General features: G+C 64.6%; 23 protein-coding genes. 8 read left to right on the top strand and 15 right to left on the bottom strand.

The window, feature by feature from the left end; translation table 11 throughout:
• Positions 1-2 precede the first annotated feature (2 nt).
• From BJA_RS34825 to motA, 9 genes are all read right to left on the bottom strand, one after another.
• Positions 3-332 carry a flagellar hook-basal body complex protein FliE gene (locus tag BJA_RS34825; protein WP_011089612.1) on the bottom strand — a complete coding sequence of 110 codons (330 nt, stop codon included), beginning with the start codon at positions 330-332 and terminating at the stop codon, positions 3-5.
• A 2-nt stretch (positions 333-334) separates the two neighbouring features.
• On the bottom strand, positions 335-751 hold the full coding sequence (gene flgC, locus BJA_RS34830) for a flagellar basal body rod protein FlgC (RefSeq protein WP_011089613.1): 417 nt from the start codon (positions 749-751) through the stop codon (positions 335-337).
• Between the two features lie 11 nt (positions 752-762).
• On the bottom strand, positions 763-1,164 hold the full coding sequence (gene flgB / locus BJA_RS34835) for a flagellar basal body rod protein FlgB (protein ID WP_011089614.1): 402 nt from the start codon (positions 1,162-1,164) through the stop codon (positions 763-765).
• 65 nt (positions 1,165-1,229) lie between these two features.
• A complete protein-coding gene (gene flhB, locus BJA_RS34840) occupies positions 1,230-2,315 on the bottom strand; it encodes a flagellar biosynthesis protein FlhB (RefSeq protein ID WP_011089615.1) in 1,086 nt (361 codons plus the stop codon).
• Between the two features lie 13 nt (positions 2,316-2,328).
• On the bottom strand, positions 2,329-3,369 hold the full coding sequence (locus BJA_RS34845; protein WP_011089616.1) for a flagellar motor switch protein FliG: 1,041 nt from the start codon (positions 3,367-3,369) through the stop codon (positions 2,329-2,331).
• A gap of 2 nt (positions 3,370-3,371) precedes the next feature.
• Complete coding sequence (gene fliN / locus BJA_RS34850) at positions 3,372-3,746, bottom strand: flagellar motor switch protein FliN (RefSeq protein ID WP_011089617.1); 375 nt, start codon at positions 3,744-3,746, stop codon at positions 3,372-3,374.
• Between the two features lie 76 nt (positions 3,747-3,822).
• The gene (locus BJA_RS34855) at positions 3,823-4,137 is read right to left on the bottom strand and encodes a hypothetical protein (RefSeq protein ID WP_011089618.1); all 315 of its coding nucleotides are present in this window, start codon (positions 4,135-4,137) and stop codon (positions 3,823-3,825) included.
• On the bottom strand, positions 4,118-5,059 hold the full coding sequence (locus BJA_RS34860; RefSeq protein WP_011089619.1) for a flagellar motor switch protein FliM: 942 nt from the start codon (positions 5,057-5,059) through the stop codon (positions 4,118-4,120). Before BJA_RS34860 ends, BJA_RS34855 begins: the two co-directional genes overlap by 20 nt.
• A complete protein-coding gene (gene motA / locus BJA_RS34865; protein ID WP_028175216.1) occupies positions 5,056-5,952 on the bottom strand; it encodes a flagellar motor stator protein MotA in 897 nt (298 codons plus the stop codon). The genes BJA_RS34860 and motA overlap by 4 nt, the downstream gene beginning before the upstream one ends.
• A 142-nt stretch (positions 5,953-6,094) precedes the next feature.
• On the opposite strand from motA, the gene BJA_RS34870 reads away from it, so the two are divergent.
• The 4 genes from BJA_RS34870 to BJA_RS34885 all read left to right on the top strand — a co-directional run bounded on the left by BJA_RS34870 (position 6,095) and on the right by BJA_RS34885 (position 10,467).
• Positions 6,095-6,883, top strand: a complete 789-nt coding sequence (locus BJA_RS34870) for a DUF1217 domain-containing protein (protein ID WP_028175215.1) — start codon at positions 6,095-6,097, stop codon at positions 6,881-6,883.
• A gap of 3 nt (positions 6,884-6,886) precedes the next feature.
• On the top strand, positions 6,887-7,615 hold the full coding sequence (gene flgF, locus BJA_RS34875) for a flagellar basal-body rod protein FlgF (protein WP_011089622.1): 729 nt from the start codon (positions 6,887-6,889) through the stop codon (positions 7,613-7,615).
• A gap of 36 nt (positions 7,616-7,651) precedes the next feature.
• Entirely contained in the window at positions 7,652-8,977 is a 1,326-nt protein-coding gene (gene fliI / locus BJA_RS34880) for a flagellar protein export ATPase FliI (RefSeq protein ID WP_011089623.1), read from the top strand.
• A gap of 842 nt (positions 8,978-9,819) precedes the next feature.
• The gene (locus tag BJA_RS34885) at positions 9,820-10,467 is read left to right on the top strand and encodes a MarR family winged helix-turn-helix transcriptional regulator (protein WP_011089624.1); all 648 of its coding nucleotides are present in this window, start codon (positions 9,820-9,822) and stop codon (positions 10,465-10,467) included.
• A gap of 1,106 nt (positions 10,468-11,573) precedes the next feature.
• Here the strand turns inward: BJA_RS34885 and BJA_RS34890 are convergent.
• Positions 11,574-13,157 (bottom strand): porin, encoded by a 1,584-nt coding sequence (locus BJA_RS34890; protein WP_011089626.1) that lies wholly within the window; start codon positions 13,155-13,157, stop codon positions 11,574-11,576.
• A gap of 509 nt (positions 13,158-13,666) precedes the next feature.
• Here BJA_RS34890 and BJA_RS34895 point away from each other — a divergent pair.
• Positions 13,667-14,146: a MarR family winged helix-turn-helix transcriptional regulator gene (locus BJA_RS34895; RefSeq protein WP_011089627.1), complete on the top strand. Its 480-nt coding sequence runs from the start codon at positions 13,667-13,669 to the stop codon at positions 14,144-14,146.
• A gap of 135 nt (positions 14,147-14,281) precedes the next feature.
• Here the strand turns inward: BJA_RS34895 and BJA_RS34900 are convergent, their stop codons facing one another.
• Positions 14,282-15,367 (bottom strand): alpha/beta hydrolase family protein, encoded by a 1,086-nt coding sequence (locus BJA_RS34900; RefSeq protein ID WP_011089628.1) that lies wholly within the window; start codon positions 15,365-15,367, stop codon positions 14,282-14,284.
• A gap of 966 nt (positions 15,368-16,333) precedes the next feature.
• Here BJA_RS34900 and BJA_RS34905 point away from each other — a divergent pair.
• Positions 16,334-17,398, top strand: a complete 1,065-nt coding sequence (locus BJA_RS34905; RefSeq protein ID WP_038965654.1) for a ketopantoate reductase family protein — start codon at positions 16,334-16,336, stop codon at positions 17,396-17,398.
• A 39-nt stretch (positions 17,399-17,437) separates the two neighbouring features.
• Here BJA_RS34905 and BJA_RS34910 read toward each other — a convergent pair whose 3' ends face one another.
• The gene (locus BJA_RS34910) at positions 17,438-18,040 is read right to left on the bottom strand and encodes a LysE family translocator (RefSeq protein WP_011089631.1); all 603 of its coding nucleotides are present in this window, start codon (positions 18,038-18,040) and stop codon (positions 17,438-17,440) included.
• A gap of 262 nt (positions 18,041-18,302) precedes the next feature.
• On the opposite strand from BJA_RS34910, the gene BJA_RS34915 reads away from it, so the two are divergent.
• Both BJA_RS34915 and BJA_RS34920 read left to right on the top strand, forming a co-directional pair.
• Positions 18,303-19,121, top strand: coding sequence for a YkgJ family cysteine cluster protein (locus tag BJA_RS34915; protein WP_038965652.1), 819 nt, complete (start codon positions 18,303-18,305; stop codon positions 19,119-19,121).
• A 104-nt stretch (positions 19,122-19,225) separates the two neighbouring features.
• On the top strand, positions 19,226-20,740 hold the full coding sequence (locus tag BJA_RS34920; protein WP_011089633.1) for an ATP-binding protein: 1,515 nt from the start codon (positions 19,226-19,228) through the stop codon (positions 20,738-20,740).
• A 3-nt stretch (positions 20,741-20,743) separates the two neighbouring features.
• Here BJA_RS34920 and BJA_RS34925 read toward each other — a convergent pair whose 3' ends face one another.
• The 3 genes from BJA_RS34925 to BJA_RS34935 are packed head-to-tail and all read right to left on the bottom strand — an operon-like array spanning position 20,744 to position 24,152.
• The gene (locus BJA_RS34925; protein WP_011089634.1) at positions 20,744-21,484 is read right to left on the bottom strand and encodes an ABC transporter ATP-binding protein; all 741 of its coding nucleotides are present in this window, start codon (positions 21,482-21,484) and stop codon (positions 20,744-20,746) included.
• Positions 21,481-22,329: an ABC transporter ATP-binding protein gene (locus BJA_RS34930; RefSeq protein ID WP_038965651.1), complete on the bottom strand. Its 849-nt coding sequence runs from the start codon at positions 22,327-22,329 to the stop codon at positions 21,481-21,483. Before BJA_RS34930 ends, BJA_RS34925 begins: the two co-directional genes overlap by 4 nt.
• A complete protein-coding gene (locus BJA_RS34935) occupies positions 22,329-24,152 on the bottom strand; it encodes an ABC transporter permease (protein WP_038965650.1) in 1,824 nt (607 codons plus the stop codon). The genes BJA_RS34930 and BJA_RS34935 overlap by 1 nt, the downstream gene beginning before the upstream one ends.
• Between the last annotated feature and the right edge of the window lie 40 nt (positions 24,153-24,192).

The raw sequence follows: 24,192 nt of genomic DNA on the forward strand, positions 1-24,192 counted from the left end.
GATCAAATCGACATACGAACGACTTCTTGGTAGGCCTGCACGACCTTGTCGCGAACCGCGACCGCCGTCTGCAAGGCTTGCTCGGCCGACATCAGCGCCTCGACGACGCGCCGCGTCGATTCCTTGCCCTGCATCGCCGAGATCGACGCCGCCTCGCCCGCCTTCAGCGTGCCGATCGCGTCCGTCGTCACCTGCTTCATCACCGAATCGAAGCCGACGTCGCCGCCGGACTGGATCGCGGTCGGCGCCGCCGGCGCGATCGCCTGCGTCTCGGTTGCGCGGCTCGCCGCCTGGCCCGCGGAGATCGCCGTGGACGAAATTGCCTCAAGCATTGTCAGCTCCTCAGAAGGTCGATGGTCATGCCCAGCATCGACCTCACCTGTTTCACGACCTGGAGATTGGCTTCATAGGACCGGTTGACTTCCCGCATGTCGGCCATCTCGATCATCATGTTGACGTTCGGCAGCTTGACGTAGCCCGACTTGTCGGCGGCGGGATGCCCAGGATCGTACTCCACGCGGTACGGCGTGGTGTCGACGCCGACCTCCTTGACCTTCGCGAGCTGCGCGCCCGAGGCACGGTCCATCGCGGCATCGAAGGTGATCGTCTTGCGCTGATACGGATCGGCGCCGGCGGTCCGTCCCGTCGACGTCGCGTTGGCGAGGTTTTCCGAGACGATGCGCATGCGCGTCGACTGCGCTTCGAGCCCGGAGCTCGCAACCGTCAGGGAGGCGCTCAGTGAGTCCAGCATGTCAATTCACCTCAGGTCTTCACGCTCGACAGCAGCATGCGGTGGAACGACCGCACGACCGCCGAGTTCATCGAGTAGTCGCGATTGACGTCGTTGCCCTTGATCATCTCCTGCTCGAGACTGACGGAATTTCCGGAGTGAACCACGTCCCAGCTGTCCTTCTTGGAGGTCGCGCGCGTGTCGGTCTCGGTCGCGGAAAGCTGCATGTGCGTCGGTGACGTCGTCGCGAGCCTGACCGGCATTCCGTCGAGCACCTTGTTGAACGGCTCGACGTCGCGCGCCTTGAAGCCCGGCGTATTCGCGTTGGCGACGTTGGTGGCGATGGTCGACTGGCGGAGTTCGAGGTACCGCGCTTGCGACGATGCGAGTTCGAAGAGATAAAGCGGTCCCACGACAGTCCCATTCTGGTCCATTCGAGGAGAAGCCTAGGGCGTTAAGCTTTCGTCAAGCTGTTGGGCGAAGCACCATCCTCGGAAATCTACTGGACCTTCTCGGGCCGGGTCGTCTGCTTCGACTGCAGGAAGTAGATGATCTCGGCGACGGGCCGGAAGAATTCGGCCGGAATCACCTGATCGACCTGAACGGCCTCGTAGAGCGCACGCGCCAGAACCTTGTTCTCGATCACGGGGATTCTATTCTTCTCCGCGACTTCGCGGATCTTCAGCGCGATCACGTCCATGCCCTTGGCCACCACGAGCGGCGCCGGGTTTTCCTCGCGGTTGTAGCGCAGTGCGATCGCAAAGTGCGTCGGGTTCGCGATCACCAGCGTCGCGCGCGATGCGGAGGCGATCATCCGCTGTCGCGAGCGGTCGCGCGCCAGCGAACGCAGGCGCGCCTTGACCAGCGGGTCGCCTTCGGCCTGCTTGTGCTCGTCCTTGATCTCCTGCCGGGTCATGCGCAGCTCGCGCCGCCAGTGGAAGCGCGCCCAGGCGAGGTCGATCGCGACCAGGACGATGGTCGCGATGCAGATCGCCGAGACGATCCGCATCGCGATGTTGAGGATCATCTCCGGCAGCGCGACGGGGTCGGTGTACATCGCCTCGAACGCCTTCGCTTCGGACGAGCGCAGCACGAAGGCGACGACGACGGTCACCGAGGCGAGCTTGAACAGCGACTTGGCGAACTCGACGAGGCCCTGCGTTCCGAACAGCCGGTTCCAGCCGCTCACCGGGGAGATTCGCGAAAGGTCCGGCATGATGCGCTGAAGCACCAGGTTGGGCGCGTTTTGCAGCAGCGACGATGCCAGCCCGAACACGAGCAAAACGACCAGCAGCGGCACCAGGAATCGCAGCGCCTCGAGTCCCACCACGGTGAGGAGGTTCTGCGCGTCCGCCCCGGTGGCGAGGGGGAAGCCCTCGGGATCGTCGAGGAGGCTCTTCAGGGTCGGCGTCAATTGCTGCACGCCCTGGCCGATCAGGAACATCTGGATGACCATCAGCGCCGCCATCGACGCGAAGATGGAAGCCTCCCGAGAGACCGGAATTTTGCCCTGTTCGAGCGAATCGCGGACTTTCTTCTCGGTCGGCTCTTCTGTCTTGCTCTCCTGATCGGTTGTTTCTGCCATGCCCGTTCAGCGGTCAGCGGAAGACCAGCTCATCCTCCTGCTCGGGGTTGAGCTCGATTTCGCCCTTCTCCGCGAGGTCGAGCGCGAGATCGGTGATCACGCGCCGGGCCTCCAGCACGTCGCGCTGGTTCGACGGTTCGCCGATCGCGAGCTCGTGCTCGACGACGCGGCGGACGCGCGATGCGACCGACGACAGGATCAGCTCGCGGAAGTTCTTGTCGGTCCCCTTCAGCGCGATGACGATGCGATCGGTCGGCACCTGATCGAAGATCATGGTGCGCGCCTTCGGCGTCAGGTGGATCACGTCGTCGAAGGTGAACAGCAGCTCCTTCAGCACTTCGGCCGATTTCGGCCGCTTCTCCGACAGGCTCTTCAGCATGTCCTCGATGTGGCCGCGCTCCATCTTGTTGATGATGTCGGCGACGCGGGCATAGGTGTCCGCGCCGAGGTTGCGGGCGAAGTTCAGCGTCAGGTCCTCGTGCAGCGTCTTCTCGAGAACCTTCATCGCGTCGTCGGCGATCGGCTTGAGGCTGAGCACGCGCCGCATCAATTCGTTGCGCAGGCTGGACGGCAACTGGCTCATCACCTTGGCGGCACAGGCCGGCTTGACCTTGGACAGGATGAGGGCCGCGGTCTGCGGATGCTCCTTGGACAGGTAGGTGGCCAGCGAATTTTCCGACACCGACGAGACACGATCCCACACCGACCGGCTCGAATTGCCGAGCAGGTCCGTCATGATCGCCGAGACCTGGTCGGCCGGTAGCACGTCGCCAAGCACGGCCTCGAGGCCGCCGAGCGTGCCGAGAATGTTGGCACCCATCGAGAACTGCTGGGCGAACTCCTCGACGATCCCCTCCAGCTCCTGCGCGGTGATCGGCCGCAGCTCGGCCGCGGCCTTGGTCACGATGCGGATATCCTGCGGCTCGAACTGCGCGAGCACGCTCGCGGCCGCCTGCCGGCCCATGGCCAGCAGGAGTGCCGCGACCTTCTCCGTTCCGCCCAGCGTGGCAACGCCTCGCTGCTTGATGGGAGCGATGCCGACCTGTGCCGCCATGGTCAGGTATCACCCTGCCCCAGCGGTCCAACGATCTCCGTGAGCGAGACACCGAAGCGGGAATTGTCCTCTTCGACGACGACCACTTCGCCGCGGGCGACGATACGGCCGTTGACGACGACGTCGACGGGCTCACCGACCCGGTGGTCGAGCGGAACCACCGCGCCGCGCCCGAGCTTCATCAGGTTCGCCACCGGGATGGTAGCCGAACCCAGCACCACCTGCATGGTGACGGGAATGCGCAGGATGGCATCGACATTGGCGAACTTGCCGCTCTCCTCCGCCGTGCGCGCGGCGATCTCGGCCAGCCGCTCCAGCGGAGACGTCTCGGTCTCTTCCGATGCAGATGCAGACTCATAGTCGAAGGATTGCGCCATTTGGTATCGCCTCTTGGTATTTCCGCTCCCGGAGCGCCACGGCGTTCCGGTCGTATCTGGTTCGCCGGCCCCGGCTTCAGTGCTTGTTCACGTCGGCGCCGCTCCCGGTCGCTGCGGACGCGAGCCCGCTCCTGGCGTCGAGCGCCGCGATCGCCTCGTGGGCCTGGTCGATCTTCGTGCTCAGCACGTTGGCGAGCCGTCCGAGATTTGCGGTCGAATCATGCGCCGCGGTGATAACCGTGTCGAAGGCGCCCGCCGTCTCGTGGACGATGGTCGAGAATTCGCCCTGGTAACTGCGCAGCCGCGCCAGCTCGCGGTGCATCCGCGTCACCCGCATGCTGGTGAAGGCAAGCGCAATCAGCAGCACCGCATCAACGAGATAGGATATCATCGACGAACTCCCGTTTCTGATCCACGGGATCTGCCACCTGCATGGCGTAATAGCCATCGAGCTGGCCGATCTGACACCAGAACAGCACCTGGTTGTTGCTTTCGAGACGAGCCAGCGTGCGCGGCGTGGCTTCGAGCTCGAGCACCTGCCCGACCTGGAACTTCACGACGTCGCCGAGGGTCACCATCTTCTCATCGAGCACCGCGCTCAACGTCACTTCGGTGCGGTGGACCTCGCTCTCCATCTGCTCGCGCCAGCGCGGATCGGACGCGCGGCCGTCGCTGACGACGACATGGGCGAGCTTCTGGCGCAGCGGGTTGAGCGCGGAGTGCGGAATGATGAGGAACATCTGGCCGCCGCGGTAGAGCGCCTGCAACATGATGTTCGCGCAGATCGACATGTTGCCGCTCCGCCCGATCGCCAGCGAGGCCATCGCGGTCTCGACCCGCTCGACACGGAAGGTGACGTTGGACGTGCCGGCGAAGGCGGATTGCAGCGCCTTGGCGAAGCGCTCGAACAGCGCCTGGACCAGGCGGATCTCGATGTTCGAGAACGAGCGCTCGACGTCGAGCGGCGGTTCGGCACCATCGGAACCGAACATCGCCTCGACCATCGTGAACACGAAATCGCGGTCGAGCATGATGATGATGCGGGAGTCCCACTGCTCGGCATAGAGCACGGCGGCGACCGCGTTGGCCTCATAGTCCTTGATGATGTCGCCGACCCGATCATTGGTGATGCCGTTGACCGAGAAATAGCAGGGCGTTCCCGCCATCGGCTGGAGGCTATCGGTGCAGGATGCCGCCATGCGATCGAAGATCACATTGAGCATCGGCATGCGTTCGATCGATATGCCGGCCGCGTCCAGCAGGTAGTTCGGCAACTGCTTCCGCTGATCGACCTCGACGTCTTCCATCGTCATGCGCGCGCCGCCTTCGGTTCAGCGTCAGCCACGACAGCCTTCGGACCCGCGATCGTCTCGTTCTCGACGACATCGATCGACGGACGCTCGCTGCTCGAGATCATCTTGCGGCCGTGCTCGACCGCGATCTGCGGCATGGCGCCGTTCATGAATGCCAGCAGCGTCTGCTTGACGATGATGTAGGGCCGGCACTTCTTCTCGCGCGTCATCTTGATCTTGATCGCGAAGGGCGAAATGATGCCGTAGGACAGGAAGATGCCGGCGAAGGTGCCGACCAGGGCGGCGCCGATGAAGCCGCCCAGCAGCTTCGGCGACTGGTCGAGCGCGCCCATCGCCTTGATGACGCCGAGCACCGCGGCGACGATGCCGAGCGCCGGCAACGCCTCGGAGACCGTCACCAGCGAATGGTAGGGCGCCAGCTTGCCCTTCACGATTGTGTGGATCTCCTCGTCCATCAGCGCTTCGATCTCGTGCGTGCGCGCATTGCCCATGATGATGAGACGGACATAGTCGCAGATGAACTGGAGCAGCGACGGGTCACCGAGCACGCTCGGGAACGCCTTGAAGATCTCGGAGGACGCGGGATCGTCGATATGCGCCTCGACCTCGTTGCGGCCCTTGCCCCGCAGCTCGCGCATCAGGGCATGCAGCGCCCCGAGCAGGTCGAGATAGTAGCGCTGGCCCGGCACCGCGCCGGTGATGGCCTGCATGCAGGCAACCCCGGTATCCACGACCGTCTTCCAAGGGTTGGCCACGATGAAGGTGCCGACCGCGGTGCCCATGATGATCACGAACTCCCACGGCTGCATCAGCACGGCCAGATGCCCGCCCATGGCGGCAAATCCGCCGAGCAGCGCCGCCACCGTGATGAAAATCCCCACGAAACTGAGCAACGCGCCACTCCATCGCCGATCCCACCGGGAATGTCTAGTCGGCGACGCTTGCGCGAAGCTGGCTTCCCGCTCGCCAGCCCCGCGCAAGCAATTCACGGCAGCTTGGGACGATGTCGCAATGGCGACCAGAGGGGCGCGGGTCATGCTATCCACGATCGCGGACTACACCAGATTGACCAAGGACCTGGGCAAGTCGATGACGCAGGTCGCGACCCAGCCGGATGTCAGCCGCGAGACCGATTACTTCCTCAGCCATATCGGCAACGTGAAGACGATCGACGACTTCCTGAAGGACTACCGCCTCTACACCTATGCCATGAAGGCCTATGGCCTCAGCGACATGACCTACGCCAAGGCGTTCATGCGCAAGGTGCTGACCGAGGGGGTCTCGAACAAGGACGCCTTCGCCAACAAGCTCACCGACGCCCGTTACCGGGAATTCGCCACCGCCTTCAATTTCGCCGCCCTCGGCGACAAGGCGACCCAGACCACCGCAGCCACGACCGGCACGGCCACCCAGTACGTCACGCAGACGATGGAGCAGAAGGCCGGCGACCAGAACGAGGGCCTGCGGCTGGCGCTCTATTTCACCCGCAAGGCGTCCACGATCACGAATGCCTACCAGATCCTCGCCGACAAGGCGCTGACCCAGGTCGTCCAGACCGCCATGGGCTGGTCGTCGACGATCAGCTCGTCCGACATCGATGCCCAGGCCAAGATGATCACGGACAAGATCGACCTCACCGATTTTCAGGACCCGACCAAGGTCACCAAGTTCGTGCAGCGCTTCGCGGCGATGTGGGACGCGACCCAGGCCCAGAGCGACAACTCGACCAACCCCGCGCTGGTCCTGATCGGCGGCGCGGCGACGTCGGCCAGCCTGGATACCGACATGCTCACGAAGCTTCAATCCATCCGGTTCGGGAAGTAAGTCATGCAATCGGCTCTCTATGTGGGATTGTCGGCGCAGGTCGCCCTCGAAAAGCGCCTCCAGACGATCGCCAACAACGTCGCCAACGTCAACACGGCGGCGTTCCGCACCGACGTGGTGAAGTTCGAGACCGTGCTGTCCAAGGCCGGCGCGAACCCGGTCGCGTTCTCCTCGCCCGGCGACAACATCATTTCGCGCGAGACCGGCAACATCACCGAGAGCGGCAATCCGCTCGACGTCGCCGTGGTCGGTCAGGGCTGGCTCGCCTTCGCCGGCCCGAACGGCACGGTCTATACGCGTGACGGCCGGCTCCAGATCGCCGCCAACGGCGACCTTCAGACGGTGGCCGGCTTCCCCGTCATCGATGCCGGCGGCGCGCAGATCACGCTCGACCCGAACGGCGGGCCGGTCTCGATCGCACGCAGCGGCGCGATCACCCAGGACAACAACGAGATCGGCACCATCGGCCTGTTCAACATTCCCACTGATGCCAATCTCGAGCGCTACGGCAATTCGGGCGTGACGCCCGACCGGCCTGCGACCGCCATCGCCGATTTCTCCCGCGACGGCTTCAAGCAAGGCTATGTCGAGGGCTCCGGCGCCAATCCGATGATGGAATTGACGAAGCTGATGGCGGCCTCGCGCGCCTTCGACGGCACCAATTCGATGATCGAGGGCACCGAGAGCTCGCTCCAGAACGCAATCCGGACGCTGGGCGAGCCCGGCAAGTAGAGTGCGCCCCGTGCGCAATGAGGGTGGACGGTTTCTTTGAACGCTCTTCGGCAACTCGAGTGGGCGCTGCTGGAGCTTCAGCAGAGCACTCCCCTGGCAAGCGTCAGCGGCGCGATCTCCGAGATCGCGCCGACGCATTTCCGTGTCTCCGGCCTGTCGCGCTTCGTCAGGCTCGGTGAACTCATCGGCGTCAACTCCGGCGGCAAGCCCCAGATCGGCGAGGTGGTGCGGATCGACAGCGAGGGCATCATCGCCAAGCCGTTCGACCGGCAATTTGCCGGCGGTCTCGGTTCCGTCGCCTACCGCATGCCGCCATTGTCTTTCGCGCCCGATCCGAGCTGGAAGGGCCGGGTCATCAACGCGCTCGGCGCCCCGCTGGACGGACAAGGCCCGCTGACGCCGGGATCGCGCGCCGTCTCGGCGGAGGCCGAGGCGCCCTCGGCCATGAAGCGCGCGCGCGTCCACAAGCCGCTGCGCACCGGCGTGCGCGTCATCGACCTGTTCGCCCCGATCTGCGCCGGCCAGCGCGTCGGCATCTTTGCCGGCTCCGGCGTCGGCAAATCGACGTTGCTCGCGATGCTTGCCCGCAGCCAGGGCTTCGACACCGTCGTGCTGGCGCTCGTCGGCGAGCGCGGCCGCGAAGTGCGCGAATTCATCGAGGACGTGCTGGGCGCCAATCGCAATCGTGCGGTCACCATCGTATCGACGGGCGACGAGAGCCCGATGATGCGGCGGCTGGCGCCGAAGACGGCCATGGCGGTAGCCGAATATTTCCGCGATCGGGGCGAATCGGTTCTGCTTGTGGTCGATTCGATCACCCGTTTCGCCCACGCCGCCCGCGAGGTCGCGCTCGCCGCCGGCGAGCCCGCGGTCGCGCGCGGCTACGCGCCGACGGTCTTCACGGACCTGCCGCGCCTTCTGGAGCGCGCCGGCCCCGGCGAGGAGGGATCCGGAACGATCACCGGGATTTTCTCCGTGCTGGTCGACGGCGACGATCACAACGAGCCGATCGCCGACACCATTCGCAGCACGCTCGACGGGCACATCGTGCTCTCCAGGCACATCGCCGACCAGGCGCGCTATCCGGCCGTGGACGTTCTGGCCTCGGTCTCCCGCCTCGCCCATAACGTCTGGGACCCCGAAGAGCGCGAATTGGTGAGCAAGCTGCGCACCATGATCGCCAAATACGAGGACACGCGCGATCTTCGCCTGATGGGCGGATACCAGTCGGGACGTGATTCGGGCCTCGACCAGGCGATCGACCTGGTTCCGAGAATCTACAGCGCAATGCGGCAAGACGCATCGGCTCAGCCGAGCGCAGATCCGTTCCGCGAGCTGAGGGACATGCTCAAGGGCGAGTAGCAGGTGAGACGGCGCACGACGCGCCCGCGATCTCGCCCTTCTCATTGTTTCTACAGTCGGTCGCGCATCCAGTCACGCGGCCGGCGCATGCCTCCCGTCACCGCCACCGCGACCCGTCGTGAGCGCATCAACCGTTCGGATGACTCATCGGGCGGCCGCGACGGAAGCGGAGACGGCTCCGCGAGTGGAACAACCGCCGCGTGTAATCCCTACAAGTTCTCTCGGCGATTCTCCGGACGCATTGCACAAGTTGTGGATGACTCATCAACGCGCATCAGCTTTTGTCATGCACAAGCTTCCATCAACTTGCATCAACGGCGGACAACGACGTGCCCTGCAATTAAACCGTCGTATACTTGCGGGCATGCTGCCCGTAGGACAACGTATTGCGTTCACTACCATGTGTCCCTAAGAGCGAGATTGTCTTGAACGTTACATTCGCCTGCAACGACATCCAGTCTCCGAGAGCGTCTCTACTTGATTTTGTTGAGAAGCTCATTCATCGTTTCGGTGGAATATCAAGAAACGTCTGCTTGTGACTTGAACTCAGGGGCTTCGGTTGAACAATTCCCGTCCATCGTCCGTTCGTGACGGCAACTTGGGCTCCCGTGCGACGACGACGCGATTGGCATGTCATCGGCGACGCGGCCTCTCGCTCCGGACGACGCGACGCACGCTGGTTCGGCTCGGGCGCGTTGCGGTCCGTGCCTTCGAGCAGGAATCGGGCACGACGTACTCATCGGGCATCTCCGGAGGTCTGACCTCTTTCGAATTAATCGCGAACCAGGGCGCAAGGCGGCTTCGGGACGCCGCAGACGAAGTTCCGGGGACGAGGTAAATCCATGCCATTGGCACGAGAAGCCGTCGAGCTGCTGGTCCAGGCGGCGAGGGCTTGGTATTTCGAAGGCAATCAGCATGGATTGCGCGATCGGGAATGGATGGCGCTGCGCTTTCTCGGCCGCGCCAACAGGTTTTCGCGCACACCGTCCGCGCTCGCCGGCTTCATCGGCTCCACCAGGGCGACTGCATCGCAGATCGTGAAGACGCTCGAGAGCAGGTCCTTCCTGGTGCGAAAGCCCTCGCACGAGGACAAGCGTTCCGTGGTGCTCCACGTCACCGCGCAGGGCGAGAAGTGCCTGAGCCAGCACGACCCGATCAACCACGTGGTGAATGCGGTCACGGCGCTCGGAACCGAGGAGTGCATCAGGCTGCGCGACTCGCTGCGGGAGATCCTCAATCACCTCGACGCAGCTCACCAGCGGCTCGATGCCAGCATCTGCCGGGACTGCATGTTTCTCGCCGAACGCAGCCCTGGCATCGGCCCGGCCGCCGCGAAGGGACGCGCAACCGCCGAATTCATGTGCCGGCTGTATCGCGCCCCCGTCTCGCTCGAGGAAACCGAACTGCTCTGCACCAGCTTCGAGCGCACCCGCGACCGCCCGAAGATCAAGGCGCATCTCGACCGTGCGCGCGTGGCGAGCCAGGGATGAGGCGAAGGCCCGCAGCCTGAGCGCAACTTCCGCACCGATGGCGCGGCCAAAGCTTGTGTAAGATTTCGCGGCGCTCGCAATGACGGCAGTATCAGCTCCGTCATCCCCGCACAACGGCGAGAGATAAGCGCCCGTAGTTTCCACATCGTCATTGCGAGCGCAGCGAAGCAATCCAGAATCCCTCCGCGGAAAGACTCTGGATTGCTTCCGCCTTCGCTAAGGCTTCGGCGGACAAGTCGCTGCGCTCGCAAGGACGGAACAAGACGAATCGTCGTCATCTTCTGGCTCGCTTCTCGACTCGCAGACACGCCTTCACGTCCCCGCGGCGCATTTCGCCCGAGCTTTGCTTCATCGCTCCACCCTCTTTCAGCCAAGAGGGCGCAGGGAAGGCCGGGTGCCGGCTGGCACCCACGGTCCGCTGTGCGCGTGTAGCGCATGAAAAGATGCACAGCGGCATACAGGTGCAGCCAAAACACTCGGCCTTCCCTGCGCAGTGGTCTGACGGCTTATGCCGTGATCTCCCGGGAGCCGAGTTCCTTCTGGCCTCCCTCACCCCGCGAATTGACGATGCCGTCCGCCCGGTCGGGCTCGCGTGCACCTCCGCGAAAGGCTTGACCGTAGCAACGACGGCCAGGACCACACGGTTTTGCCGTACGCGCATTCGCCGACCGCCACAGGGTTCTCCCGCGCTGTCGACGTCGCGGGAAAGATGTTGGCGAGACGAGCTTTCAGCGCCGCTCATCCGCACGCGGTTTCGGGCTCACAGGGACTACCCGCCCTGCCCGCACCATGTCGTGCCGACGCTGCCGCGTCCACCGCAGCCCGGCTCGCGAAACGTGACGACACAAGATCGCCCCTCAAGGTCAAACCGGGATGGGCGACACATACGACAAATCCGAATTTCGGTAAAGTGGAATATTTTTGTCGAGGCGGATTGACAGCTTTGCGGGTGTTTTGCCCGTCGGGCAAACGAGGCTGTCTCCACCTCGTCATTGCGAGCGCAGCGACTTGTCCGCCGAAGCTTTAGCGAAGGCGGAAGCAATCCAGGCGCAAAAAAACACCCGGCGGTTTCCCGCCGGGTGTTCGTTCGCGTGGTTCGATAGATCTTACCAGTTGCGCTGAGCGCGGAGGATCATGGCGATCGAGTCCTGATCCTTCAGCTCGTAGGTCGCGGCCGGCTTGGCGGTCACGACGTTCGGGGTGACGCCAACCGTACCGGAGTACTTCTGGTCGAGATGGGTCCAGGAGAGGTCGGCCGAGAACGTCAGGTTCTTGACCGGGGTCCAGCGGGTGACGAGACCCAGCTGGCCGATCGCGAAGTCCGGGTTACAGCTGGTCACACCCGCCAGGCCACCGAACACGCCGCCAGCACCGCCGGCGCCGCAGAGGGTGGTCTTGGCCAGCGTACCGAACTGGGCCTGAGCGTAGGCACCGTAGATCGCGGTGTTCCAGGCCGCATCCCAGTTGTGGGTGTAAGCGCCACGGAAGCCCCAGGTCTTGACGGTTTCCTGCGAGCTGCCGGTCACGAACACCGTGTCGGGAGCGTTGGCGAAGCCGATGCTGCCGTAGGCGCCAGCAACGCCCGAATTACCGTACAGCGCGTAGGAGCTGCCCGACAGATTCTGGAAGTTGTAGCGGGTCGCACCGTCGGTGTAGACGGCCTGGATGTTGATCGTGTCACCCGCGCCGGTCGGGATGTTCTTGATCGAGAGAGCGAGCTGAACCGCCCAACCCCACTTGTCGTCGGGGTGGCCGGTGGTCTCGTTCGCACCGTAATAGCCAACGTGGTTGTCATGCGCAGCCACCGACGCCTGGAAGAGGCCCCAGGCCTGGTCGACACGCACCTGACCGACGAGGTTCGGCGAACGCGAGCCGCCGATGGCGTTGGTGCCGTACGAACCGCCGATCATGCCAGCCGCGGTCGCGCCGGTCATGTTGAGGTTGCCAGCCTGATAGTACTGGGTCGCATCTTCAGCCGAGAACGACGCAGTGATCCCCTGGCCGAAGTCGGCCGTGTACGTGAACTGGGTGACGCCGGTCACGGTGCCGCTGCCGCCGACGAGGTTGTCGGTGATGTTGCCGGGATAGTTGGTCCAGGGCGCGTCGAACTGCGACACGGCCTTACCCATCGTGAAGCCAGCGAACTGGATGAAGGCGTAGTACACGCCGAGCGCACCGGCCGAGGTGTTGCCGTCGGTGCCGTTCACCGAGCCGGAGCCGTTCGAGCCGACGAGGCCGGTGCCCGCAGCGTTGAGACCGAGCGTACCGCTGTACTGGGTTCCACCCGTTGCCGAACCGGTGGGCGTATAGTTGCCGGTCGTCCAGGTGAACACGCCGTCGAAGAAGGTGCGGACCACGCCGTACTCGGTCGCGGTGCGGGTGTCGATGTTCAGGTCTTCACGAGCGCGGAAGGTGTAGTAGTTCATCAGGCGGTTGCGAGCACCGGCAACGCCGCCCTGGTTCGGATTGAAGTCCGAGTTGGTATTGAGGTTCGCGTCGGCACGCAAATAGCCGCCCAGCTTGATGCAGGTGTCGGTGCCCGGGATGTAGTAGAATCCGGCGCCGTACAGCGAGCAGATCTTCACGTATTCGACCGCTTTGGCCTTTACGGGGAGATCGGCTGCGAACGCCCCGGAGGCGGCCATCAGGCCGGCAGCCGAGCCGAGAAAGAGCGTCTTCGTCAACTTCATTAGTAAACCTCCAGGTCGGTTCGGGGGCTCGGCTCCTCGCTGGAGGCCGCGTTACCCACATCAATTTCCGTTCAATTCAGATCCGCACTGAAGGTCCGGACTGAAACGACAGCGAGGTGCCCCCCCTCCGTCGTGCTTCACGTATAGTTTATAAAAACAATCGTCTCAATTCATTGATTTAGTGAATCGCAAGTTGGAAAGGGGATGTTGCCTGCGAGCAACAGGAGGCGAAAGACGCGGCACAAGTAGCTGAAATAAAAGAAAAAGCCCTCAGGGGGCATCCCGAGGGCTTTCTTGGAGGTCTCACATCGCTGGTCGTTGACAGCGGTCAAGAGCAGCAAATTCTGAGTGAACGTGACATAACTTAATCAATTGTTTTTTGCAAGCATTAAGTGCCGACACGATTTCCCCAATGAAGAGTTCCGCGCACGATATGCGAGACGGTTTCCCAATATCCCGCTAAAAGGCTGATCAAAGACAAAAAGAAAAATGACCAAGGGGGAAGCCATATGATCGAGAAGAAGCTCGACCGGGCGATTACAGACTTCATCTGGAACGTCGTTGAAATCCACTCTCAGCTCGAGGACATCCACAGCAGCTGGGCCGGACTGCTGGGCATCACCGAGCCGCAATGGCTGATCCTGATGGCCATCACCGAGCTGGACGAGGGACGAGGCGTCGCCGGAATCGACGTCGCGAACAAGCTGCGCGTCCACCCCGCCTTCGTGACCAACCAGACCAAGAGCCTCGAGAAGCACGGGTTCCTGTCGCGACGGCCAGCGGCCGACGACGCCCGCTTCGTTCTGATGTCGCTGACGGAAAAGGCGACGACGGAAATTGAAAAACTGTCCAAGCGGAAGCTCGCCCTGAATTCGACCATGTTCAACGAGCTCGACGAGAAGACCCTCGCCGATTTGAATGCCGCGCTCGCGACCATTGCCAAGAATGCCCGGCTCGCTGCACGGCTACTGGCTATCGACGTGTCGTGATACGCGGTTCTTCACGACGCAGCCAAGGCGCGACGGCATGGGAAAGAATCCTCGGCGCGCTTCGGGTCGTTGTCTCCGGATGACTGCGCCGCGTTCGTCGCGAGAAGACCGCGGCTCAGTCATGCGGATCACGGGCTAAAGATAGGTGACGGGATCGAGGCGACGGGCAGCTCCAAGCTTGGCGTCGAGCCATTCAAAAATGAAGTCGTCCACCGTGATGAAATTCTCGACCTCGCCCAGAGGATACGGGATGCGATTCGGCACGACGATCGAGCAGTCGGCTCCGGCCTGGCGATAGCCGGCTTGCAGCTCGAGTGCCTCCTGTTCGCGCACCATCGAGCGGCTCCCGACCACCATGAGAAGCGGACAGGCCATTCGGCGCGGCGACGACAACGGACGCATCGAGGCTCCGCCCTCGACGACCTGCTCGACGCCTGTCATCCAGTGAACCGATGCCCGGTGCGCGACCGACCGCAAAAGACCGCCGTCGCACACGGCGGCGGCTACCCTGCGATCCGAGAGGACAAGGCGGGAGGCATGACTGGCGCCCGTTCCTTCGCCGTAGATCGCTATCCGCTGCGCGTCGACATCCGGGCGGGCCTCCAGATAGTCCAGCCAGCATTGGAGGATATGCTCCTGTTTGAGCGGACGACGAACAGGCGAACTGCCGGGATCGATGAGCAGAAGTGACATGTTCCGGCGAAGCGAGGCGGGCAAGAGCCTGCTCATCATCGAGGCCAGGGTGACGTCCTCGTCGGCGATGCAGATGACCGCAGGCGCGGAAGGCCCGTGACAGAGCGCCGGCAGGAAGAAGCCGGTCAACGCTCCCTGCTCGAAGTCGTCGATCTCGACGTGCTCGATCGCGTGAGCCGCATCGTCCGCGAAGCTTCTCAGGCTGAGACCGACCCTATCGGCGAAGTCGGTACTCGCGAGATCGTCCGGAGAAGACAGGCTTCGCGCGACCTCGAACGCCATCAGCGCGCATATCCACGCTTCGCACGCGACGATCCGGCCGGCACCGTCCGCGCGCGCGGATTCGGCGGAGCTCCGGTAGTCTTCCGCAACCCTCAACCAGTCTGAAAACCAAAGATGCCTGTGCGCCTCGCGCGCAAGCTCCGCGACAGACAGACTTTCGAAAAATTCGGACGCGCGCTTTCGCAAGCGTACGAGGCTTCCACCGGCGCCGTCACAGCGGCCGTGAGGCCAATGATCACCTTCCATTTTTTTCTCCGAACGGCGCCGTCAGCGATTGGCCGGGCTTGCCGGCTGCGCATTCAGCGCAGAGCCGTGCACGCCTGCTCGATGCGATCCCAGGCGTACCTGGTCGCGTCCATCGCGCTTGCGTCTGCTGATGCCGTCCGCCTCGCCGATCTGTCTCGCTGCCGTCTCGACTCCACGCAGGGACAGCACATCGTGCCCCGCGCAGGATCGGAGCGTTGTTGCAGCGAGACCCCATCCGATGTTCGTTTCGTCTTCGCTTCGCGCGGGCGAGGGCACTTGGCCAAACCGTGTGTAGCCCCCATCAGCCGGTCTCAACACAAGTTGCACGCCGGCTCCAACTCAATCGTCACGTCTCAGCTCCGTTGCTGATGTACAGTCATGGCCCCGCGCCACTTTGCCATTTTTGCGGTCCTAGGTTTGTAGTTTTTTGTTGCGATCGACGACTAAATATTGGCTGCCATTTGATGACAGAGGAGGCAGGGCCTGTGTCGGCTTTCATCGTGAACCTGTTATGACCCGAACCGGCGCGCCGCCAATCAAGATAGCGAAGAAAGATGCGGCGGATTGCCGCTTTCATCGATGGCGGCCGTCTTCGCCGCGGTTTTTTTGACTGTCGATGTCGCAGGAAAACTCGCGAGACGAACCATCAACGCCGCTCATCCGCACACGGTGCGCGAAACGTGACGATATACGATCGCCTTCTAGGTGAGCCGGATGATCGAGATATCCGACATTCCGAAATTCGGATAAGCAGCTTGCTGTGAGCAGTGCGAGGATCTGCAGACCCATAGCCGGCCAGGAATCGTCACACTCCTGGCGTCAGCAACACGGCTGCGCCGCCTGCCGGCCCCCTTGTATGCATTATCCCAGTTGCCATTATCGGGCACTTCGCTTTACATGCCGGCAACCTGCCCTCGGATTGCAGCCGGGGCACAAAAATCACATGACATTTCCAAGGGACGAAACATGGCGCGCAACATATTGATTCTCGGGGCTTCCTACGGCTCCCTGCTGGGCACGAAGCTGCTGATGGCGGGACACAACGTCACCCTCGTCTGCCGCGCCAAGACCGCGGAGCTGATCAACCGTGACGGTACCGAGGTCCGCATCAAGTTGCGCGACGAGGCGGTGCACCGGGCGATCTTCTCGCGCGACCTGCCCGGCAAGCTCGATGCGGTGACGCCGGCCGATGTCGACGTCTCCCGTTACGACATGGTCGGCCTTGCGATGCAGGAGCCGCAATACACCAACCACACGGTGCGCGTGCTCATGGTTAAGATCGCCGCGGCGAAGCTGCCGTGCCTGTCGATCATGAACATGCCGCCGCTGCCCTATCTGAAGCGGATTCCGGCGCTCGCAGGCATGGATCTCGAGGAGGCCTATACCAACGCGCAGGTGTGGGAGCGGTTCGAGCCGGGCCTGGTGACGCTGTGCTCGCCCGACCCGCAGGCCTTCCGTCCGCCGGAGGAAGCCGCGAACGTGCTTCACGTCGGCCTGCCCACCAACTTCAAGGCATCGGTCTTCGCCGACGAGAAGCACAACAAGGTGCTGCGCGAGCTCGAAGCCGACATCGACGCGGTGACGCTCGACGGCCACGACGTGCCGGTGAAGCTGAAAGTGTTCGATTCCCTGTTCGTGCCGCTTGCGAAGTGGTCGATGCTGCTGACCGGCAACTACCGCTGCATCACGCCGCACGAGCCGCAGTCGATCCGCGACGCCGTGCACGGCGATCTCAAGCGCTCGCAGACGATCTACGATCATGTCGACGCGATCGCCCGCCGCCTCGGCGCCGATCCGCAAGACCAGGTGCCGTTCGCGAAATACGCCAAGGCGGCCGAAAGCCTGCTCAAGCCGTCGTCGGCCGCGCGCGCGGTGGCCAGCGGCGCGCCCTTCATCGAGCGCGTCGACCTGCTGGTGAAGCTGATCTCGCATCAGCTCGGCGTGCCCAACCCCGAGATCGACCGCACGGTCGAGACCGTGGACCAGAAGCTGAACGAGAAGATCGTGCAGGGCGGATCGGGCGCGCAGTAGCCGCGCGCCACGTCTGTCGCTATCGCGCTACGCAGGCGCTCACGCGCTCAGGAATGATTGAAGCCAGATCAGGCCGGTCACGGCGACGAGCGTGACCGCGCCGGTGCGCGTGATGATCTCAGGGTAGCCGAGACGACGGGCGCCGCCGCCAAGCGTTGCGCCCAACGCAATCCACGCGGCGCCCGCGGTGACGATCTGAAGCGCGATCATTCCGAGCCACGGCAGGAGCTCGAACAGTCCGGCCTGGAGCGGCAGGAGCAGGAAGGCGAACACCATCGCCTTCGGATTCAGCAGCGTGGTGATCAGCACCTGACGGAACGTCACCACAGCGCCGCCGCGCAGCTCGCGCGCGTTGACGCGCCAGAGCATGACGGCAAGGCCCAGGATGTAGACACTGACCGCCACGCGAAGCACGACGGCCGCGAGCGGAATGCCGCTCACGACGGGACCGAGCGCCAGCCGCAGCAGCGCAATCGCCGCGAGATAGCCGAACAGCTCCGCCACGAGCAGACGGAGCGACCGCGATATCCCGATCCCTGCCCCCGATGTCGCGAGCAAGGTGTTGGTCGGTCCCGGCAGGGCGAGGAGAAAACAGGTCGCCGTGAAGAAGGTCAGGAAGTTCATAGCCCAGGCTAACAGCATCGCGCCGGCAAATCTTGATCTGCGTCATGCGGCGGCACCGCCATGCTCGACTTTGGCCGCGTTCGCACGGAACGGTTCCCGGTGTTGCCCGAACTCGATGAGAGCGATCGCGCCGTCCTGATCACGCGATCGTGTCGCTGCCCACGTCTCGTCGTCTTGCCTCGCGCTTAGGCGTGAGCAAGATAGCTTTGTAAGTCATCTTGCCCGGCATTGATTTGCGATGCCTGCGTTTGGGATCCAGACAAGAACACGAGAAGAAGCAATGGATCAGGCGATGCTGAGCGTCGTCCGTGCGGTCGAGGCAGGCGCGACGACCATGAAGGGCGTCATCGACGCGACCGGACTATCCCGTCTCAAGATCGAACGTGCGTTGGCTGCGCTGGAGAAACAAAAGCTCCTGGTACGCGACGGCCAAGGCTTCAGGGCAACGGGTCTGCCGAGAACAGCGCCCAACCCGCGTCAATGCGGATCGTGCAACGCCTGCTGCGATATCCTCGAAGTCGCTGCGGTCGACAAGCCGGTGAACCAGCTCTGCAGGCATTGGCAGGCGGGCACCGGATGCACCATCTACGCGAGCCGCCCGCAGATGTGCCGGTCGTTCGCCTGCGCCTGGCTGCAAGGCCATCTCGACGATGCATGGTTTCCAGCGAAATCGGGCATCGTGGTGCATTTCAGCCAGGACGCCGTCAACGTCACGGTCGACGACGACTGCCCCGATCGCTGGCGCGAGGAGCCGTATTTCAGCAAGCTCGCCGAATGGTCGATGAACGGCATCAGGCGAATCGGAAACCGCGGCTACGCGACCCTCGTGGTCTCCAGCGAGAACCGATTCCTGCTGCTCGGACGCACCGTCGTTCCCGATCCGACGCCATCAGGCACCGCGTTCCTGCCGCTCACCCCCGACACGTTCCGGTTCTGGCGGGCAACATCACCGGAACATCTGCAGCGGCTGCACGAGCGCATCGCCGAGATCGAGCGGATCAGGCAGGAATTCGGCTCCTGCGCGATTCCCCCGAACGAGGACGACGATCCCGTCCCGCCCTATCGCCCCGCGCTTCTACGGTTGTCGAATCACGCCTGAACGCCGTCGTGGGCAACAGAGCATGATTCGCGCTGTGGTGCTCGACGCGCCCCGGCCGGGTTGATAAGCCCCTGTCCGCGAATGATGGGGACTTGAGTCGGGACATGACGGTTGCGATCGAGATGGGGCAGACCACGGCGGGCGCCGCGGCGGCCATGGACCTCGAGGAACTGCTGGCGACCCGCCTCCTGGTGCAGGGCAATTCGGGCTCCGGCAAGTCGCATCTGTTGCGGCGGCTGCTGGAGCAGAGCGCACCCTGGGTGCAGCAGGCCATCATCGACCCCGAGGGCGATTTCGTCACGCTGGCCGAGCGCTTCGGCCATCTCGTGATCGAGGCCGAGGATCACACCGAGCGCGGCCTTCAGGTCGCGGGCGAGCGCGCGCGGCTGCATCGCGTCTCAACCGTGCTCAATCTCGAGGGCCTCGATGCCGAGAACCAGATGCGCCGTGCCGCCGCGTTTCTCGGCGGCCTGTTCGACGTCGATCGCGACCATTGGTACCCGATGCTGGTGGTGGTGGACGAGGCGCAGCTGTTCGCGCCGGCAGTCGCCGGCGAGGTGTCGGACGAGGCGCGAAAACTGTCGCTCGGTGCCATGACCAATCTGATGTGCCGCGGCCGCAAGCGCGGGCTCGCCGGCATCATCGCGACGCAACGTTTGGCAAAGCTCGCCAAGAACGTCGCGGCGGAAGCCTCCAACTTCCTGATGGGCCGGACCTTCCTCGACATCGACATGGCGCGCGCCGCCGACCTGCTCGGCATGGAGCGGCGCCAGGCGGAAGCCTTTCGCGATCTCGAGCGCGGCCAGTTCATGGCCCTGGGACCTGCGCTGTCGCGGCGTCCGCTGCGCCTGAACATCGGCCCGACCGATACCCACGCGCGCAACTCCACGCCGCGGCTGATGCCGATGCCGGACTCCGCACGCGAGGATATGCGCGACGTGATCCTGGCCGCACCGCCGCCCGATGCCAGCCGGCCGCAGCGCCGGCCCGCGCCGGATCTGCTCGAACAGCTGCGCGCCGCGAAAGCGGCCGCCACGCCGGAGATCCGGCCTGAGGTGGTCGAGGTTCAGGTCAGCGCGGAGGAGCTCGCGGAGCGGCGCGAACGCGTCGACCGGACCCTGCGTGCCGTGCTCGCCGAGCCCGATGCCGGCTTCCGCGCCGTCGGCGTGCTCTATCAGGAGTTCGTGGTCCGCTGCCGCATCGAGGGCCTCGGCGCGGCCGTGCCTGACCTCAACGAATTCCGCCGCATGCTGACGCGCGCGCGCGCCGGGCTTGGCGCCGAGCATGCCGAGGACGACGACTGGCAGGACGTGTCGCTGCGCGCCTCGATCCTGCCCGACGACATGCAGGGCGTCTTCATGATGATCGCGCGCGCGGCGAAGGAAGGCTGGCCCTGCCCGGGCGATGCCGCGATCGCCCGCGCCTATGGCTCGCATTCGCTGCGCCGCGCGCAGCGCCTGCTCAGCTACATGGAGGAGCAGGGTCTCATCGTCTGCCAGCTCGACGGCGGCGGACGCAGGATCGTGACGCTGGTGGAGCTGGCCTGGGCGACCGCGCCCGGTGATCCCAATGGCGACGATCTGCCGGCGGAGCCGGCACAGAGCGCAGCTTCGGCCTGATCGTTACGCGGCCTCGGCCCCGCCGAGATAGGCGTCGCGGACGCGAGGATCGTCCTTCAGCGCCCGCGCGGGGCCGGAGAGCACGATCTTGCCGGTCTGGAGCACATAGGCCTCGTGCGCGATCTCGAGCGCGAGGCTGGCGTTCTGCTCGACCATGAACACGGACACGCCCTCCTGGTTGATGGTGCGGATCAGCTCCAGCACGCGGTCGACATAGAGCGGCGACAGGCCCATGGTCGGCTCGTCCATCACGATCATCCTGGGACGGCTCATCAGCGCGCGCGCCATCGCCACCATCTGCTGCTCGCCGCCGGACAGGGAGCCTGCGCGCTGCGACAGCCGCTGGCCGAGCTTCGGAAACAGCGTCAGCATCTTGTCGAGATCCTGCGCCACCGCATCGCGGTCGTTGCGCACGAAGGCGCCCATCAGGATGTTCTCGCGGACGGTCATGTCCGCGAACAACCGCCGCGCCTCCGGCACCGAGGCGATGCCGCGGCGGACGATCTGCGGCGTGGAGAGGCCAATCAGCGAGGCGCCGTCGAACGTCACGTCGCCGGACCGCGGCTTGACGAGGCCGAGGATGATCTTCATCGTCGTAGACTTGCCGCTGGCATTGCCGCCGAGCAGGCAGACGATGTGGCCGCGCGCGACCGTGATCGACAGGTCGAAATGCACCTGGGCCTGGCCGTAGAAGGTGTTGACATCAGACAGCGCGAGCAGCGGCCCGGAAGAGGAATTCGTCATGCCGCGCTCTCCTGCTCCGCCGCCCCCGACAGGCCGTGACCGAGATAGGCCTCGATCACCTTGGGATCGCCACGCACCTGTTCGCCCGGTCCCTCCGCGATCTTCTTGCCCTCGTCCATGACGATGACGCGGTCGGAGAGGCGCATCACCATCTCGAGCTTGTGCTCGATCAACAGGATGGTCAGCCCCTCCGCCTTCAACTCGGCGACGAGGCCCTGCATTTCGGCAGTCTCGGTCGGGTTCATGCCGGCGGTCGGCTCGTCGAGCAGCAGCAGGCGCGGCTTAAGAGCGAGCGCACGAGCGATCTCGACGCGGCGGCGGTTGGCGTAGGAGAGGCTGTAGGCCGGCTGGTCGATCCGCGGCAGCAGCCGCTCGCCAAAGCGGGCGAGGATGGCTTTCACCTCCTCGCGCAGCCGCTCTTCCTCGGCCTTGACACTGGCGGGACGCAGCAGCGCCAGCCCCAATTCCAGCAGCGGGCCGATCACCGGCACCGCCGGCTTGACCGCGCGCAGCCGCGTATGCGCGCCGATCAGGACGTTGTCCATGACGCTGAGATTGCCGAAGACGCGGCCGAGCTGGAAGGTGCGGGCAATGCCCTCGGCCGCGAGGCGTTCCGGCGAAAGGCCGGTGATGTCCTGGCCTTCGAAGCGGACTTGACCTGCGTCGGGCCGGTCGAGCCCGGTCACGAGATTGAACAGCGTCGTCTTGCCGGCGCCGTTCGGGCCGATGATGCTGACGAGCCCGCCCCTGGCAAGGTCGAGATCGATGGCGTCGACCGCGGTGAGGCCGCCGAAGCGCCGCGTCAGCCCGCGCAGCGACAGCATGGAAATGTGCTGCTCTGCCATCACATCGTCCCCAACAGGCCCTGCGGCCTGAACCGCACCAGCAGCAGCAGCACGATGCCGTAGATCAGGATGCGGTACTCCGCCGCGATCCGGAACAATTCGGGCAGGCCGACCAGCGCCACCGATCCGACGATGGCGCCGACGACATTGCCGAGTCCGCCGAGGATCACGACCGTCAGCGCCAGGATGGACTGCTGCGTGTTGAAGGTCTCGTGGTTGATGTAGGAATAGAGATGCGCGGCGATGCCGCCGCTGACACCCGCCGCAAACCCGCCGAAGATGAAGGCCAGCGATTTGTAGCGGTTCAGGCTGAGGCCGTAGGCGCGCGCGGCGATGTCGTCGTCGCGGATGGCGCGAAAGCTGCGGCCGAGATGCGAGCCGAGCAGGCGCGCCTGGAGCAGCGCCAGAACGACCATGACCGCAAGGCTGAACCAGTAGACCGACGACGGGCTGACGAGGTCGTAGCCGAACAGCGACAGCGGCGGAATGCCGGAGATGCCGATCGGCCCGCGCGTGACGCTCTCCCAGTTCAAGATCACCAGCGACACGATCTCGCCGATGGCGAGCGTCGCGATCGAGACGTAGTGCCCGCGCAGGCGGAACGACGGCGAGATCAGAGCGGTGCCGAGCGCAGCGCTCATCAGGCCGCCGCCGATGATGGCGAGGCCGACGGGAACGGCGAAGCTCAGCGACAGCAGCGCGGACGTGTAGGCGCCGATCGCGAGCAGCGCCGCATGTCCAAGCGAGACCTGCCCGATCGTGCCTGCAACGAGCGTGAGGCTGAGCGCGAGCATGCCGAGCAGCCAGGCGTTGATCAGGGTCTGGAGCACGTAGAAGGACACCGGGAACAGCGGCAGGATCGCAAAGGCAGCGGCCGCCACCAGCAGCGCCCAGCGCGGAATGCGCACCGGCCGGCTCGGCGCGATGAAAGTCCCGGTGAGCGGCTCGGGCGGCGCCTGCCGCGCGCTGGCGAACAGGCCGTTCGGCCGCAACACCAGCACGACGACCAGCAGCAGGAACGCGAACAGATTGCGGTAGCTGGTGCCGAACACGGCTACGCCGTAGCTTTCGACCAGTCCCAGCAACAGGCTCCCGATCACCGCGCCCGGCACGTTGCCGGCGCCGCCGACGACTTCGGCGACGACGCCCTTGAGTGTCGCCTGAAGGCTCATCGCGGTGTCGATCTGGTTGTAGTACATGCCGACCAGCATGCCGGAGACGCCGCCGAGCGCCGCGGCGATGCCGAACACCGCCTGATTGACGCGGTTGACATCGACGCCCATCTGCATCGCGGCATCGCGGTCCTGCGCCGTGGCGCGCACCGCCCAGCCGAGCTTGCTGTAGCGCAGGAACACGAACAGCAGCAGCGCGCTGGTGATGCCGACGCCGGCGATGAGCAGATCGAGCGGCCCGATCGTGCCGCCGCCGATCTGGAAGCGGACGTCCGGCAACTGGCTCGGCAGCGCACGCGGGTTCGGCGAGAACGTCAGCATCACCAGCTGGTCGAGCACGAAGCTGATGCCGATGGTCGCGAGCAGCGGCGCGATGCGCACCGAGTTCTGGAGCGGCCGCAGGCCGAACCGCTCGATGATCAGCCCGACCAGCGCTGCGGCCACCGCGACCACGATGATGGTGAGCGGCAGCGGCGTATGCAGCTGCACCACCGCGACCCAGCCGATATAGGCACCGACCAGATAGATCGAGCCTTGCGCAAAGTTGATCAGCCGGCTGACGCCGAAGATCAGCGCGAGCCCGACTGCAACAAGGGCGTAGACATTGCCGACGATCAGCCCGTTGATCGTGTAGTCGAGCCAGGAAGACAAACGTTGGTCCCCGCGTAGGAAGGAAGGCAGCCGGAGCGAA

This window comes from Bradyrhizobium diazoefficiens USDA 110, assembly GCF_000011365.1.
Lineage (GTDB): Bacteria > Pseudomonadota > Alphaproteobacteria > Rhizobiales > Xanthobacteraceae > Bradyrhizobium > Bradyrhizobium diazoefficiens.

Coding starts and splice junctions, on each gene's coding strand:
- BJA_RS34825 (WP_011089612.1), bottom strand. CDS start 332: ATGCTTGAGGCAATTTCGTCCACGGCGATCTCCGCGGGCCAGGCGGCG.
- flgC (WP_011089613.1), bottom strand. CDS start 751: ATGCTGGACTCACTGAGCGCCTCCCTGACGGTTGCGAGCTCCGGGCTC.
- flgB (WP_011089614.1), bottom strand. CDS start 1,164: ATGGACCAGAATGGGACTGTCGTGGGACCGCTTTATCTCTTCGAACTC.
- flhB (WP_011089615.1), bottom strand. CDS start 2,315: ATGGCAGAAACAACCGATCAGGAGAGCAAGACAGAAGAGCCGACCGAG.
- BJA_RS34845 (WP_011089616.1), bottom strand. CDS start 3,369: ATGGCGGCACAGGTCGGCATCGCTCCCATCAAGCAGCGAGGCGTTGCC.
- fliN (WP_011089617.1), bottom strand. CDS start 3,746: ATGGCGCAATCCTTCGACTATGAGTCTGCATCTGCATCGGAAGAGACC.
- BJA_RS34855 (WP_011089618.1), bottom strand. CDS start 4,137: ATGATATCCTATCTCGTTGATGCGGTGCTGCTGATTGCGCTTGCCTTC.
- BJA_RS34860 (WP_011089619.1), bottom strand. CDS start 5,059: ATGACGATGGAAGACGTCGAGGTCGATCAGCGGAAGCAGTTGCCGAAC.
- BJA_RS34870 (WP_028175215.1), top strand. CDS start 6,095: ATGCTATCCACGATCGCGGACTACACCAGATTGACCAAGGACCTGGGC.
- flgF (WP_011089622.1), top strand. CDS start 6,887: ATGCAATCGGCTCTCTATGTGGGATTGTCGGCGCAGGTCGCCCTCGAA.
- BJA_RS34885 (WP_011089624.1), top strand. CDS start 9,820: ATGCCATTGGCACGAGAAGCCGTCGAGCTGCTGGTCCAGGCGGCGAGG.
- BJA_RS34890 (WP_011089626.1), bottom strand. CDS start 13,157: ATGAAGTTGACGAAGACGCTCTTTCTCGGCTCGGCTGCCGGCCTGATG.
- BJA_RS34895 (WP_011089627.1), top strand. CDS start 13,667: ATGATCGAGAAGAAGCTCGACCGGGCGATTACAGACTTCATCTGGAAC.
- BJA_RS34900 (WP_011089628.1), bottom strand. CDS start 15,367: ATGGAAGGTGATCATTGGCCTCACGGCCGCTGTGACGGCGCCGGTGGA.
- BJA_RS34905 (WP_038965654.1), top strand. CDS start 16,334: ATGGCGCGCAACATATTGATTCTCGGGGCTTCCTACGGCTCCCTGCTG.
- BJA_RS34910 (WP_011089631.1), bottom strand. CDS start 18,040: ATGCTGTTAGCCTGGGCTATGAACTTCCTGACCTTCTTCACGGCGACC.
- BJA_RS34915 (WP_038965652.1), top strand. CDS start 18,303: ATGGATCAGGCGATGCTGAGCGTCGTCCGTGCGGTCGAGGCAGGCGCG.
- BJA_RS34920 (WP_011089633.1), top strand. CDS start 19,226: ATGACGGTTGCGATCGAGATGGGGCAGACCACGGCGGGCGCCGCGGCG.
- BJA_RS34925 (WP_011089634.1), bottom strand. CDS start 21,484: ATGACGAATTCCTCTTCCGGGCCGCTGCTCGCGCTGTCTGATGTCAAC.
- BJA_RS34930 (WP_038965651.1), bottom strand. CDS start 22,329: ATGGCAGAGCAGCACATTTCCATGCTGTCGCTGCGCGGGCTGACGCGG.